This is a genomic window from Reyranella sp. (assembly GCF_965227665.1).
GTDB lineage: Bacteria > Pseudomonadota > Alphaproteobacteria > Reyranellales > Reyranellaceae > Reyranella.
The window spans coordinates 5422623-5435004 of the sequence record NZ_OZ245767.1 but is presented as its reverse complement, the minus strand read 5'-3'; the positions used below and the strand labels follow the sequence as shown (position 1 = coordinate 5435004).

13 protein-coding genes are annotated in these 12382 nt (G+C 65.3%); 6 read left to right on the top strand and 7 right to left on the bottom strand.

Annotated elements, in window-relative coordinates; translation table 11 throughout:
* Positions 1 to 31 precede the first annotated feature (31 nt).
* Genes ACO07I_RS26280 through ACO07I_RS26265 form a run of 4 tightly spaced genes read right to left on the bottom strand, consistent with a single transcriptional unit; the run spans position 32 to position 4105 of the window.
* Positions 32 to 1192, bottom strand: a complete 1161-nt coding sequence (locus ACO07I_RS26280) for a M20 family metallopeptidase (protein ID WP_422012727.1) — start codon at positions 1190 to 1192, stop codon at positions 32 to 34.
* 18 nt (positions 1193 to 1210) lie between these two features.
* Positions 1211 to 2134 (bottom strand): SDR family NAD(P)-dependent oxidoreductase, encoded by a 924-nt coding sequence (locus ACO07I_RS26275; RefSeq protein WP_422012725.1) that lies wholly within the window; start codon positions 2132 to 2134, stop codon positions 1211 to 1213.
* Positions 2135 to 2153: 19 nt separating this feature from the next.
* Entirely contained in the window at positions 2154 to 3368 is a 1215-nt protein-coding gene (locus ACO07I_RS26270; protein ID WP_422012723.1) for a multidrug effflux MFS transporter, read from the bottom strand.
* Complete coding sequence (locus ACO07I_RS26265) at positions 3365 to 4105, bottom strand: transglutaminase-like domain-containing protein (RefSeq protein ID WP_422012721.1); 741 nt, start codon at positions 4103 to 4105, stop codon at positions 3365 to 3367. The genes ACO07I_RS26270 and ACO07I_RS26265 overlap by 4 nt, the downstream gene beginning before the upstream one ends.
* A 38-nt stretch (positions 4106 to 4143) precedes the next feature.
* Here ACO07I_RS26265 and ACO07I_RS26260 point away from each other — a divergent pair, with 38 nt between their 5' ends.
* On the top strand, positions 4144 to 4641 hold the full coding sequence (locus ACO07I_RS26260) for an SRPBCC domain-containing protein (protein WP_422012719.1): 498 nt from the start codon (positions 4144 to 4146) through the stop codon (positions 4639 to 4641).
* 51 nt (positions 4642 to 4692) lie between these two features.
* Here the strand turns inward: ACO07I_RS26260 and ACO07I_RS26255 are convergent, their stop codons facing one another.
* The 3 genes from ACO07I_RS26255 to ACO07I_RS26245 are packed head-to-tail and all read right to left on the bottom strand — an operon-like array spanning position 4693 to position 6788.
* On the bottom strand, positions 4693 to 5154 hold the full coding sequence (locus ACO07I_RS26255) for a PaaI family thioesterase (protein ID WP_422012717.1): 462 nt from the start codon (positions 5152 to 5154) through the stop codon (positions 4693 to 4695).
* Positions 5151 to 5615 (bottom strand): PaaI family thioesterase, encoded by a 465-nt coding sequence (locus ACO07I_RS26250; RefSeq protein ID WP_422012715.1) that lies wholly within the window; start codon positions 5613 to 5615, stop codon positions 5151 to 5153. Before ACO07I_RS26250 ends, ACO07I_RS26255 begins: the two co-directional genes overlap by 4 nt.
* Positions 5616 to 6788 carry an acyl-CoA dehydrogenase family protein gene (locus ACO07I_RS26245; protein WP_422012713.1) on the bottom strand — a complete coding sequence of 391 codons (1173 nt, stop codon included), beginning with the start codon at positions 6786 to 6788 and terminating at the stop codon, positions 5616 to 5618.
* Between the two features lie 142 nt (positions 6789 to 6930).
* Between ACO07I_RS26245 and ACO07I_RS26240 the strand changes: the two genes are divergently transcribed.
* The 5 genes from ACO07I_RS26240 to ACO07I_RS26220 are packed head-to-tail and all read left to right on the top strand — an operon-like array spanning position 6931 to position 12366.
* Entirely contained in the window at positions 6931 to 7806 is an 876-nt protein-coding gene (locus ACO07I_RS26240; RefSeq protein ID WP_422012711.1) for a branched-chain amino acid ABC transporter permease, read from the top strand.
* A gap of 4 nt (positions 7807 to 7810) precedes the next feature.
* Positions 7811 to 8962: a branched-chain amino acid ABC transporter permease gene (locus ACO07I_RS26235; protein ID WP_422012709.1), complete on the top strand. Its 1152-nt coding sequence runs from the start codon at positions 7811 to 7813 to the stop codon at positions 8960 to 8962.
* Positions 8959 to 9717, top strand: a complete 759-nt coding sequence (locus tag ACO07I_RS26230) for an ABC transporter ATP-binding protein (protein WP_422012707.1) — start codon at positions 8959 to 8961, stop codon at positions 9715 to 9717. Before ACO07I_RS26235 ends, ACO07I_RS26230 begins: the two co-directional genes overlap by 4 nt.
* An 11-nt stretch (positions 9718 to 9728) precedes the next feature.
* Complete coding sequence (locus ACO07I_RS26225) at positions 9729 to 10505, top strand: ABC transporter ATP-binding protein (protein WP_422012705.1); 777 nt, start codon at positions 9729 to 9731, stop codon at positions 10503 to 10505.
* Positions 10506 to 10521: 16 nt separating this feature from the next.
* Positions 10522 to 12366, top strand: coding sequence for an AMP-dependent synthetase/ligase (locus tag ACO07I_RS26220; protein ID WP_422012703.1), 1845 nt, complete (start codon positions 10522 to 10524; stop codon positions 12364 to 12366).
* Positions 12367 to 12382: the final 16 nt, after the last annotated feature.

The window sequence follows — 12382 nt, the reverse complement described above, 5'->3', positions numbered from 1 at the left end:
CCTTCGCTGCGCTCAGGACGACATGCAACTCCTACTCCAGCGTCTCCAGCAGGCGCGCGCAGAGGTAAGTGCGCGGCTGCAGCGATGAGTAGTAGATCTGCTCGGTGATGGCGTGGGCACCCTTGCCGTCAGCGCCCAGCCCGTCGAGAGTCGGGATGCCGAGAGCGGCCGTGAAGTTGCCGTCGCTGCCGCCGCCGGTCAGCGGCACGTCGTTCAGCTCCTTGCCGATCTCGCGATAGATCGCCTGGGCCTTCTGGAACAGATCGGTGATGCCGGCATCCTTCTGATAGGGTGGCCGGTTCATGCCGCCTTCGACGATGAGCTCGACCTCCTTGCCGATTGGCTCGAGATTCAGGAACCAATGGGTCATCTCCTCGGCCAGCTGCATGCTCGGCACCCGGAGGTCGACGTCGATCGAGCACTCGGCCGGCGTCACGTTGACGCCCGAGCCGCCACGGATCAGGCCGACATTGCAGGTAATGCCGCGGGCATAGTCGGTCTTCTCCTCGATACGCACGATCTGGCGGGCGATCTCCAGGATGGCGCTGCGGCCGTCCTCGTGACGCACGCCCGCATGGGCGGCGCGGCCCTTGGCGGTCAGGGTGAAGCGGCCGACGCCCTTGCGCGACGTCACCACCTTGTCGCCGTCGCGGCCGGGCTCCATGACCAGCGCGTATTTGTGGCCCTTCGCGGCCTCCTCGATGCGGGCGCGCGAGGTCGGGCTGCCGACCTCCTCCTCGGGGATGAACAGGAAGGTGACCGGCAGCTTGGTGCGCTTGCCCTGACGGACCAGGTGCCGGAGCGCGTAGTAGGCGATGTAGCCGCCCGCCTTCATGTCGTAGATGCCGGGACCGAAGACGCTGTCGCCTTCCTGGCGGATCTTCAACTCCTTCTCCTTCATCCCGAGCGGATGGACCGTATCGAGATGGGCAAGGACCAGAATGCCCTTGCCCTGCCCCGTGCTCCACTCCGCCGGAGTCCTGGCCTCGAGGATGTCCCCGAAACCGTCACGCCCCGGCGTGCGATCGAGGTCGAGGCCAAGGTCGCGGAACTGGCCCTCGACCTTGTCGACCATGAGATTGACTGCCTTCGCGTCGTGGCTCGGGCTCTCGATCTCGATCCACTCGACGATACCCTCCAGGATCTCCTTGGGATCGATCCTGGGCTCGTTCTTCATTTGCTCGGCAGCCATTGTCTCAGTCCTTCCGGCTCAGATCGGATCCCAGGTGAAGTACTCGGGTGAGCGCTTCAGGTCGGTGAAGTAGGGCTTCATCGACGGCACCGCGTGCTCGGCGATGTCCTCCAGGGTCCAGCCTTCGGAGTTATGCACGGACCGTACCGGGCGGTTGGCGTTGAACAGCATGATCTCGTTCATGCGCACGCCGAAGATCTGCGAGGTGATGCCCTGCTCCTGGGCCGAGTCCGACAGGAGGTAAACGGCCATCGGCGCGATCTTGGCCGGGGTCATCTTCTTGGAGCGCTCCAGGCGCGCCTTCTGGGCCTCGGTGTCGGCGGGGATCGTGCCGATCATGCGGGTCCAGGCGAACGGCGAAATGCAGTTGGAGCGGACGTTGAACGCTGCCATGTCGAGCGCGATCGAGCGCGACAGGCCGATGATGCCCATCTTCGCGGCCGAATAGTTGGCCTGGCCGAAGTTGCCGACGAGGCCGGACGTCGAGGTGAAGTGCACGAAGGCGCCGGACTTCTGTTCCTTGAAGTAGTTGGCGGCCGCGCGGCTGGTGTTGAACGAGCCGTTGAGATGGACGTCGATGACCATCTTCCAGTCCATGTGGCTCATGCGATGGAAGATGCGGTCACGCAGGATGCCGGCATTGTTGATGACGCCGTCGATGCGGCCGAAATTCTCGACCGCCGCCTTCACCATGCGCTCTGCGCCGGCGGGATCGGACACGCTGTCGCCGTTCGGGACGGCGTGGCCGCCGGCCGCCTTGATCTCCTCGCAGACCTTCTCGGCTGCCGTCGCGCTGCCGCTGCCCTCGCCGTCGACCGCACCGCCGAGATCGTTGACCACGACCTTCGCGCCTTCGCGGGCCGCCAGCAGCGCCATCTCGCGGCCAATGCCGCCGCCCGCGCCGGTCACCAGCACGACCTTGTCCTTCAACATGTTCGCCATTGTCTTCTCTCTCCCTCTTCTAACGATCCAGTTTCGGGGCGCGCGGCTCACCGCGCAACAGTCGGGCGCTCAGCACCGTCGCGATCGCAAATGGCGCGAGCCCGATCACCATGGGCATCGCGATGTAGCGACTGCCGACCACGGTCAGGGCCGCGACTGCGACCGTGCCCATGGCGCCCATGCCCATCTGCGCCAGGCCGGCCAGCGACGAGGCCGTACCGGCGAGGCGCGGATAGAGGCCCACCGCACCGGCATTGGCGTTGGCCACGATCATGCCCGTGCCGAAGCTCAGCAACATGTGCGGGCCGACGATCGCCCACCATGTCACGATGCCGGAGAGCGAAAGAGCCGCCATGCCGACCAATGCCGCGACGTGAAACCAGCCCGAGAACATGATGATGTCGACGGGCGCGACGCGGCCGACCAGACGGTTGTTCACGAAGGTGCCCAGCGTGAATCCGCCGACCGAAAGCAGCACGATCAGGCCGAATTCGCGCGGACTGAAGCCCATGCTCTCCTGCAGCACGAAGGGTACGCCCGCCAGCATCCCGAAGTTCAGCGCGAAGGCGAAGCCCAGCGGCAGGATGTGGCCGAGGAAGCGCCGGTCGCGCAGCATCTCGCCCGAGCCGCGCAACAGGCTCGACAGGTCGATCCGCTCGCTGCGGAACTTGTTGGTCTCGCGCAGGCCCGCCAGCGTCACCAGAAACAGGATCGCGCCGAAGCCGCCCACGAACCAGAAGGTCGCCCGCCAGCTCGACCATTCGCCGAGAAAGCCGCCGATCGTCGGCGCCAGCGACGGGGCGATGTTCTGGCCGAGCGAGATCCAGCTCATGACCAGAGGCATTTCCTTGAACGTATAGGCGTCGCGGGTCAGCGCGCGGCCCAGCACCGATCCGGACGCAGCGCCCAGCCCCTGCAGGATACGCAGACCGATCAGTCCGCCGATCGAGGGGGCGAAGGCGCAGGCAAAGCTCGTGATGGTGAAGAACAGCAGGCCGCCCAGCAGGACCGGCCGGCGCCCGTAGCGGTCGCTGAGCGGGCCGTAGAACAGCTGCCCGACGGCGAAGCCCAGCATGTAGGTGGTGAGCGTCAGCTTCACGTTGTCCGGCGTCGCCAGCAGCTCGTGCCCGACCGATGGCATCACCGGCGTGTAGATGCTCATGGTGAGGGGGCCGAAACTCCCCAGCGCCACCAGAAGGGCAATGTAGGCGGGCGACCGCGGTGCCAGGTTCACTTGCTCTTCGCCCCGCCGGTTGCCTCTGCCGCACCCTCCGCGCCGAAATCCCCGCCCAGCGCCATCTCTTCCTGGGCCTTCGTCATTCTCGGGTAGTAATGGCGGAAGGCGCCGCGGATCTCGTCGAACGGGATGTCGGCGAAGACACCGCGATAGGCGAGATATTCCATATGGCGGCGGCCGCTGAGATCGAACGGGTGATAAATCGAATCGCCCACGGCGTCCCAGTCGAGCGGCTTCAGGCCGAATTTGTCGGTGAGTTCGCGGTTGAAGGCCGGTGTTGCCTTGACCCAGCGACCGTCCAGCCAGACATCCGTGTAGCCGTGATAGTAGAAGACGTCGCTGCCCATCAGCTCTGACAGTCGCTGTGTCGTCATGTGGTTGCGCACATCGGCATAGCCCAGCCGGGCCGGGATGCCGGCGGCGCGACAGACGGCAGCCATCACGCCCGCCTTGTTCACGCAGTAGCCATGCCCGGCCGCCACGGTGGTGCTGGCGCGATAGGCTTCTCGCTTCATCGGCGTGTTGTAGGGATCGTAGCGCAGCTCGTCGCGGACGGCGTAGTAAAGGCGCAGAGCCTTCTCTTGGTCACTACCGTCCCCAGCCACGCGCCTTGCGTAGGCCACGATTATCGGGTGATGTGAATCGATCAAGTCGCCTGGGAGCCGATAGGCCTCGAAGCTGGCATCGTCACGAACGACGTCGTCGGCCGGGGTCTTGAGGGATTCGTAATCCATGTGCGGCGTTTTCTTTAAGGCAAGAGGCAGGAAAGTCCATGAGCGACGGCGCGCAATTCACCCATGCGCATATGGTGCGCTTCGAGCGGCACCTTCCCGGCCCGCCCGCGCAGGCGTGGGGTTTCCTGTCCGACCCCGGCCGCCTGCCCGGCTGGTATGGCGAGGGCAGAATCGAGCCCAGGGTGGGCGGTGCCGTCTCGCTGATGGGCGGCCATATCCGAGGGGTGGTCACGCAATGGCAACCGCCGGGCCGGCTCGCCTACACATGGAACGTGTACAATCCGGGGGACGCCACCTCGCCCTACCCCGAATCCTACGTCATCCTGACATTGGCAGCCACCGTCGAGGGCACCCTGCTCACGCTGGAGCACCTCCCGGTGCTGGAATCGTTCGTGAAGCTCAACGCCATGGGCTGGCACACCTTCGTCGACATGGTCGACGCCGCCGTCCGCGGCGAGCCCGTCCACAGCCGCGATCACTACATGGCACGCAACGCCAGGCAGTACGGCGTCGACCTGAGCAATCCGCGGGGGTGATTGGCTCCTCTTCGTCCTCTCCGCCACGCAGCGGGGGAGAGGAACGAATGTCTAAAGCGATGGCGGGGCGTCGGCGTCGAACTTGACCAGAAAGTGGGCATTGGCGGTGGCAACGGGACGCGACCGGTCCTCCTGCCAGGCTTCGGCAAAGACGTTGACCATGCGGCGGCCCTGCTTCGTCACCTTGGCGCAGGCGATCACGTCGACCGGACGGGCCGAGCGCAGGTAGTCCACCGTGATGTTGACGATCTTCGGCACCGTCTCGGTCTCCGTCTCCCAAAGCAGATGAAAGATCGCGGCCATCTCGAGCATCGCGCCCAGGGTGCCGCCATGGATTGCCGGCAGGAAGGTGTTGCCGATCAGCTCCGGATGATAGCGCATGCGGGTCAACAGCTCGCCGGTGCCGTTTTCCGGGGCGATCTGCATCCAGCGGGCATAGGGGATGGCCTCGGCCAGGCGGGCGACGTTGCCTTCCTTTCGCGACTCGGCGAGGCGGGTGAGCAGCGCGCTCATGACTTGTCCCCCAGCGGCGGCCGGGTCGGCTTGCCCTTGGTGCCCAGCATGAAGGTGCCGGCGGCGGCCGCGATCGGGTCCTTGGCATCGCCGTGATGGGCGAAGGCGCGGGTGAAGGCCACCGACCGCGTGATGCGATAGCACTCGGCCTCGGCGATCACCGGCTTGCCGGGCTCCGCTGGCCGCACATAGTCGATGCGCAGGTCGAGGGTCGCGAAGGGCTCGGGCGCCTTCAGCATGGTGGCCACCGACATGCCGCAGCAGCCGTCGAGCATGGCGGTGAGCGGACCGCCCGCCAGCACGCCGGTCTCGGGATTGCCCACCAGCTCCTCACGCCACTCGAGCTGCATCGAGGCGAAACCGCGCGAGGCGCCGATCACCTTCAGGCCCAGCGCCTTGTTGTGCGGGATATTGTCCGAGAACCATTGCTGGAAGAGCGCGATGCGCGCGTCCTTTTCCATCTAAAACCCCATCTGGCGGGCGGCGAGATCCTTCATGATCTCGGTCGAGCCGCCACCGATCGACATGACCTTGGTCTCGCGATAGATGCGCTCGACCTTGGCGCCGCGCAGGTAGCCGGCGCCGCCGAATATCTGCATCGCCTCGTTGGCGCAATACTCCATCGTGGACGTCGCGAGGTTCTTCAGCATGCAGATCTCGGCCACTGGCTTCTCGCCCTGCCCGACCCGATACGCCAGCAGTTCGAGTGTCGATTTGGCGGCGTTGATGCGCATGGCCATGTCGACCAGCCGGTGGCGCACGACCTGGTTGGCGATCAGCGGCTTGCCGAAGGTGTGGCGCTCGCGGGCATAGGCGATGGCCTCGTCGAGGCAGACCCTGGCGTAGCCGCAGGCGCCGGCCGCCATGCCCAGCCGTTCCGAGTTGAAATTGAGCATGATGCCAATGAAACCGCGATTCTCCTCGCCGATCAGGTTCTCGGCGGGGACCTTCACATTGTCGAAGAACAGCTGGGCGGTGTCGGACGCCCACCAGCCCATCTTCTTCAGCTTGGTGCGCGCGAAGCCTTCCCGGTCACGCTCGATCAGCAGCAGGGAGACGCCCCCCGCACCCGGCCCGCCGGTGCGCACCGCGACGGTGTAGTAGTCGGCGCGCATGCCCGAGGTAATGAACATCTTGGAGCCGTTGACGACATAGTGGTCGCCCTCGCGCCGCGCCGTGGTCTTGAGGTTGGCGACGTCGGATCCGCCGCTGGGTTCGGTGATGGCCAGCGCGCTGATCTTCTCCCCGGCCAGGACCTCGGGCAGCACCTTGCGCTTCATCCATTCCGGACCCAGCGCGGCGATCGGCGGCGCGCCGATCGTGTGGCTGTTGAGGCTGGCGTTGAGGCCGCCGCTGCCGTGGCGCGCCATCTCCTCGGCCTTGACGATGCCGAAGAAGGGGTCGGTGGGAACGCCACCATACTCTTCGGGAAAGCCGAGTTGCAGCAGGCCCGCGGCCGAGGCCTTGCGGTAGAGTTCGCGCGGGAATTCCTCGGCCTCGTCCCACTGGTCGACATGGGGCATGAGCTCGCGATCGACGAAGCGGCGGACGGTACGCCGGAACGCCTCATGCTCCTCGGTGTAGAACGGCGACGGCGGCCGGCTCGACAGGATGGCCTGCTCGGCGAGCGACATGAATTTCTCCGGTAACGAGCGTTGGGTCGATCAACAGTACAGCGCGCCCGTTGAAAATCCATTGACTCTCCGCCGCGCCGCCATGTCTTATGATTCACGTTAAACGCGAAGCCACCAAACGGCCGGTTTACAGGGTTAGGGAATGCTCGACTTCATCCAGCAGCTGGTGAGCGGTATCGCGCTCGGCTGTGTCTACGGCCTCATCGCACTGGGCTTCGTGCTCATCTACAAGGCGACGGAAGTCGTGAACTTCGCCCAGGGCGACCTGATGATGCTGGGCGGCTTCTTCGTCTTCACCTTCATCGGCCTGATGGGCCTCGACTACTGGCTGGGCTTCCTGTTCGCCGTCTGCGCCATGGCGGTGTTCGGCATGGCCACCGAACGAATCCTGATCCGGCCGATCCTGGGCTATCCGCAATTCTCCATCGTCATGGCCACGATCGGGCTGGGATACTTCCTGCGCTCGGTCGCCGGCATGATCTGGGGCACGGACGACCTCAAGATCGAAACGCCCTTCTCGACCGGCGTCTTCAAGTTCGGCGACCTGGTCATCGCGCACGACAAGCTGTCGGTGATCGTGGCCACCGTCATCCTGTGCGCCGTCCTCTACGCCTTCTTCAACTACACGCGGATGGGCACCGCGATGCGGGCCACCTCGGAGAACATGCTGGCGGCCTATTACATGGGCATCCCGGTAAAACGGGTCGTGTCGCTGATCTGGGCGATCAGCGCCGCGGTGGCAGCGACCGCCGGCGTGCTGCTGGCACCCATCACCTTCATCCATTCCAATGTCGGCCTCGCACTGGGCCTGAAGGCCTTCCCGGCGGCGGTGCTGGGCGGGTTCGGCTCGATCCCCGGCGCCCTCATCGGCGGCCTGATCATCGGCGTCATCGAGACGCTGGCCGGCTTCTACCTGCCGCAGGGCTGGAAGGACGTCGCCCCCTACGTCGTGCTGCTGATCGTCCTGCTGGTCCGGCCGCATGGGCTGTTCGGCCCCAGCATGCGCAAGAAGGTCTGAGCCCATGCGTTTCGTCTTCAAGACAGACTACAACCAGGACATCCGCCTGCTGAAGCACAGCGGCTACTGGTGGTCCTACGGCGTGCTGCTGGCGGTGCTGATCGCCTTTCCCTACCTCGTCGGCAGCTACCTGCAGAGCCAGATCGTCTTCGTCTTCATCTACGCCATCGTCGGCGTGGCCCTGATCATCCTCACCGGCTTCACCGGCCAGGCCTCGCTGGGCCATGCCGCCTTCCTGGCGATCGGCGCCTACACCGCCGGGTTCCTGCAGAGCCAGGGCATATCCTTCATCGTCTATTTCCCGGCAGCGGCGATCATTACAGGCGCAGTGGGCGCCATGGTCGGCTTTCCCGCACTACGCCTCAGCGGCATCTACCTGGTGATCGCCACGATCGCCTTCGCCTTCATCGTCGAGGAGATTCTGGCGCGCTGGGAATCGGTGACGCACGGCAACGAGGGCATGCGGGTCCGCACCATCGATCTGCTGGGCCAGCCGATCCCGCGGGATGGCGACGCCTTCTACTTCCTCTGCCTGCTCGTGCTGGTGGGATCGATCCTGCTGGCGCAGAACCTTTTGCGCTCGCCGACCGGCCGCGCCTTCATCGCCATCCGCGACTCCGAGACCGCGGCCAAGAGCATGGGCATCGACCTCGCCGGCTACAAGGTGAAGTCCTTCGCCATCAGCGCCGCGCTCACCGGCATGGCGGGCGTGCTGTTCGCCCACAAGATGTCCTTCATCTCGCCGGAGATGTTCACCCTCCTGCTCTCGATCGAGTTCATCATGGTGATCATCATCGGCGGCGCCTTCGGGGTGCATGGCGCGGTGCTGGGCGCGATCTTCATCGTCATGGTCGATCCCTTCCTGACGGCCCTGAAGGACGACGTGCCGGTGCTGGGCGCGAGCCTCGCCACCACGCTCGGCATGGCGCCGGACGCCGCGGGCAAGCTGCGCGATACCATGTCGGCGATCGGGTCGGCCGCCGGCCTCAAGGGCGCGATCTACGGCCTGATCATCATGATGTTCATCCTGTTCGAGCCCTACGGCCTCTACGGCCGCTGGCTCAAGGTGAAGCTCTTCTTCCAGCTCTTCCCGCTCTACAAGAAGGCCACCTTCAAGCGACAGAAGACCTACGTGAAGTCGGAGCGCAACCGATGAGCTTCTTCACGGTCGACGGCATCTCGCTGCAGTTCGGCGGCCTCAAGGCGGTCGACAGCGTCAGCTTCAGCGTCGAGAAGGGCGAGATCTTCACCATCATCGGCCCCAACGGCGCCGGCAAGACCTCAATCTTCAACCTGATCTCGCGGCTCTACGACCCGACCTCGGGCAAGCTGTTCTTCGAAGGCCGCGACATCACCGAGGTGCCGTCGCACCAGATCGCCAAGCTCGGCATCGCCCGTACCTTCCAGAACATCGAGCTGTTCGAGAACGCCACGATGCTGGCCAACCTGCTGGTCGGACGGCATTGCCACGCCACCACGCAGCTCTGGCAGGAGATCCTGTTCCTGCCGTCGGTGCGGCGCGCCGAGAAGGAGCACCGCCGCAAGGTCGAGGAGGTGATCGAGTTCCTCGACCTCCAGGCCTATCGCGACAAGCTGATCGCAGGCCTGCCCTACGGGGTGCGCAAGGTGGTCGAAGTCGCCCGCGCCCTCTGCTCTGAGCCCAAGCTGATCCTGCTGGACGAGCCCTCCTCGGGTCTCAACGTCGAGGAGACCGACGACATGTCGTTCTGGATCCGCGACATCCGGACCGAACTCGGCGTCACGGTGCTGATGGTCGAGCACGACATGACCCTGGTGAACCGCGTGTCGGACCGCGTCCTGGCGCTGAACTACGGCAAGGTGCTGGCCTCCGGCACCCCCGCCGAGGTCCAGGCGCATCCCGACGTCATCGCGGCCTATCTCGGCGCCTGAGAGGAGCGGACATGAGCGACGACCCGATCCTCAAGGTCTCCAACATCGAAAGCTACTACGGCCCGATCATGGCGATCCGCGGCGTGAGCCTGGCCGTGCCGCGCGGCAAGATCATCACCGTGCTGGGCGCCAACGGCGCCGGCAAGACCACCATCCTCAAGACCATTTCCGGCGTGCTCGACCCGCTCAAGGGCACGATCGAGTTCGAAGGCAAGGCGATCCAGCGCATGGACGCCGACAAGATCGTGCGGCTGGGCCTCAGCCACGTGCCGGAGGGCCGCGAGGTCTTTCCGTTTCTCTCGATCCGCGAGAACCTCGCGATGGGCGCCTTCCTGCGCAAGGACCGCGACGGGGTCGCCCGCGACCTCGAAAAGGTCTTCGCCTATTTCCCGCGCCTCAAGGAACGCATGGACCAGCCGGCGGGCTCGCTGTCCGGCGGCGAGCAGCAGATGCTGGCGATCAGCCGCGCGCTGATGAACCGGCCGAAGCTGCTGCTGCTCGACGAGCCCTCGCTGGGCCTGTCGCCGCTGCTGGTTAAGGAGATCTTCAGCATCATCCGCAGGGTCAATGCCGAGGAAGGCACGTCGATCCTGCTGGTCGAGCAGAATGCCAAGATGGCGCTGGAGACGGCCCATTACGGCTATGTGCTCGAAGTCGGCCGCGTCGTCATGGACGATACCTGCGAGCGGCTGATGGGCAGCAAGGACATCCAGGAATTCTATCTCGGCGCCAAGGAAGAGAGCGCCCGCGGCGAGCGCCGCTGGAAGAAGAAGAAGAACTGGCGCTGACGGGAACGAGGAAACCATGCCCACCAAAGCGACGCTGACGGTTGCCGAGACCCTGCCCAAGAGCTTCCTGCTCTCCTGCCGGACGCGCGGCGACAGGCCGGCGATGCGCGAGAAGCTCTACGGTATCTGGAATGCGATCTCCTGGACCCAGTGGCTGGAACGGTCGAAATCGATCACCTTCGCCCTGCACGAGATCGGTTTTCGGCCCGGTGACGTGGCCTCGGTGCTGGCCAACACCGTGCCGGAATGGAACTATGCCGACTTCGGCATCCTGTGCGCCGGCGGCGTCTCCTCGGGCATCTATCCAACCGACTCGGCCAAGCAGGTCGAATACCTGATCAACGATTCGAAGACTTCGGTCCTGTTCGTCGAGGACGACGAGCAGCTCGACAAGGCACTCGACGTGCGCGAGCGCTGCCCCACCTTGCGCAAGATCGTCGTGTTCGACATGGAGGGCCTGCGCACCTTCGACGACCCGATGGTGGTCTCGCTGGACGAGTTCATGGCGGCGGGCCGCAACTACGGCCAGGGCAAGGACGCGCTGTTCGAGGAGCTGGTCGCCTCGCGCAAGCCCGACGACCTCGCGATCCTGGTCTACACCTCGGGCACCACGGGACCGCCCAAGGGCGCCATGCACAGCCATCGCAACGTGGTCTACACGATGCAGAACTGCATGCATCCCGAACTGTCGCTCTCCTGGTACGAGGGCGACGAGCGGCTGGCCTTCCTGCCGCTCTGCCATGTCGCGGAGCGCATCGCCGGCAGCTACTATTCGGTCGCGACCGGCGTCTGCAGCAACTTCGCCGAAAGCCCCGAGACGGTGCCCGACAATATCCGCGAGGTGCAGCCCACCCTGTTCGGTGCCGTGCCGCGCGTGTGGGAGAAGTTCTACGCCGGCATCACGATCGCGCTGAAGGACGCCACGCCGCTGCAGCAATGGGCATACCGGCGCGCGATCTCGGCCGGCCTCGCCATCGCCGACGCGCGGCTGGCCCGCCGAGAGCCCACCATGCTCGAGAAACTGCACTTCCAGGCCGCCTACTGGCTGGTGCTGAAGAACATCCGCCGCATGATCGGCCTCGACCGCTGCCGCTGGTTGTTCACCGGTGCGGCACCGATCTCGCCCGAGCTGATCCGCTGGTATCTGGCGCTCGGTCTCGACATGTACGAGGTCTACGGCCAGACGGAGAATTGCGGACTGGCGACGGCCATGCCGGCGAACGCCATCAAGCTCGGCACCGTGGGCAAATCCGTGCCTTACGGCCAGGTCGCGATCTCGCCGGCCGGCGAGATCCTGATCAAGGGCGACATGGTCTTCATGGGCTACCTGAACCAGCCCGAGAAGACCGCCGAGACGGTCGACAAGGACGGCTGGCTGCACACCGGCGACGTCGGCCTGATCGACGAGGAAGGCTACGTCAAGATCACCGACCGGATGAAGGACATCATCATCACGGCCGGCGGCAAGAACATCACGCCCTCGGAGATCGAGAACCTGCTCAAGGCCTCGCCCTACATCAGCGACGCGGTCGTGATCGGCGACAAGCGCGCCTACCTCACCTGCCTCGTCATGATCGAGCGCGAGACGGTCGAGAAGTTCGCCCAGGACATCGACGTGCCCTTCACGAATTACACCAGCCTGTGCCGCGCCAAGGAGGTGCAGGACCTGATCTGGTCGGAGATCGAGCGGGTCAATGCCAACTTCGCCCGGGTCGAGACGATCAAGCGCTTCTTCCTGATCGAGCAGCAGCTCACGCCCGAGGACGAGGAGCTGACGCCGACCATGAAGCTCAAGCGCTCGTTCGTGAACACCAAGTACAAGGACCAGATCGACGCGATGTACCGGCCCCAGGCGGCCTGAGCCTGGCGGTTCGAGT

Excerpts from the sequence above, each read along its gene's own strand:
- ACO07I_RS26275 (WP_422012725.1), bottom strand. The coding sequence starts at position 2,134 with ATGGCGAACATGTTGAAGGACAAGGTCGTGCTGGTGACCGGCGCGGGC.
- ACO07I_RS26280 (WP_422012727.1), bottom strand. The coding sequence starts at position 1,192 with ATGGCTGCCGAGCAAATGAAGAACGAGCCCAGGATCGATCCCAAGGAG.
- ACO07I_RS26255 (WP_422012717.1), bottom strand. The coding sequence starts at position 5,154 with ATGAGCGCGCTGCTCACCCGCCTCGCCGAGTCGCGAAAGGAAGGCAAC.
- ACO07I_RS26265 (WP_422012721.1), bottom strand. The coding sequence starts at position 4,105 with ATGGATTACGAATCCCTCAAGACCCCGGCCGACGACGTCGTTCGTGAC.
- ACO07I_RS26260 (WP_422012719.1), top strand. The coding sequence starts at position 4,144 with ATGAGCGACGGCGCGCAATTCACCCATGCGCATATGGTGCGCTTCGAG.
- ACO07I_RS26240 (WP_422012711.1), top strand. The coding sequence starts at position 6,931 with ATGCTCGACTTCATCCAGCAGCTGGTGAGCGGTATCGCGCTCGGCTGT.
- ACO07I_RS26230 (WP_422012707.1), top strand. The coding sequence starts at position 8,959 with ATGAGCTTCTTCACGGTCGACGGCATCTCGCTGCAGTTCGGCGGCCTC.
- ACO07I_RS26250 (WP_422012715.1), bottom strand. The coding sequence starts at position 5,615 with ATGGAAAAGGACGCGCGCATCGCGCTCTTCCAGCAATGGTTCTCGGAC.
- ACO07I_RS26235 (WP_422012709.1), top strand. The coding sequence starts at position 7,811 with ATGCGTTTCGTCTTCAAGACAGACTACAACCAGGACATCCGCCTGCTG.
- ACO07I_RS26245 (WP_422012713.1), bottom strand. The coding sequence starts at position 6,788 with ATGTCGCTCGCCGAGCAGGCCATCCTGTCGAGCCGGCCGCCGTCGCCG.
- ACO07I_RS26225 (WP_422012705.1), top strand. The coding sequence starts at position 9,729 with ATGAGCGACGACCCGATCCTCAAGGTCTCCAACATCGAAAGCTACTAC.
- ACO07I_RS26220 (WP_422012703.1), top strand. The coding sequence starts at position 10,522 with ATGCCCACCAAAGCGACGCTGACGGTTGCCGAGACCCTGCCCAAGAGC.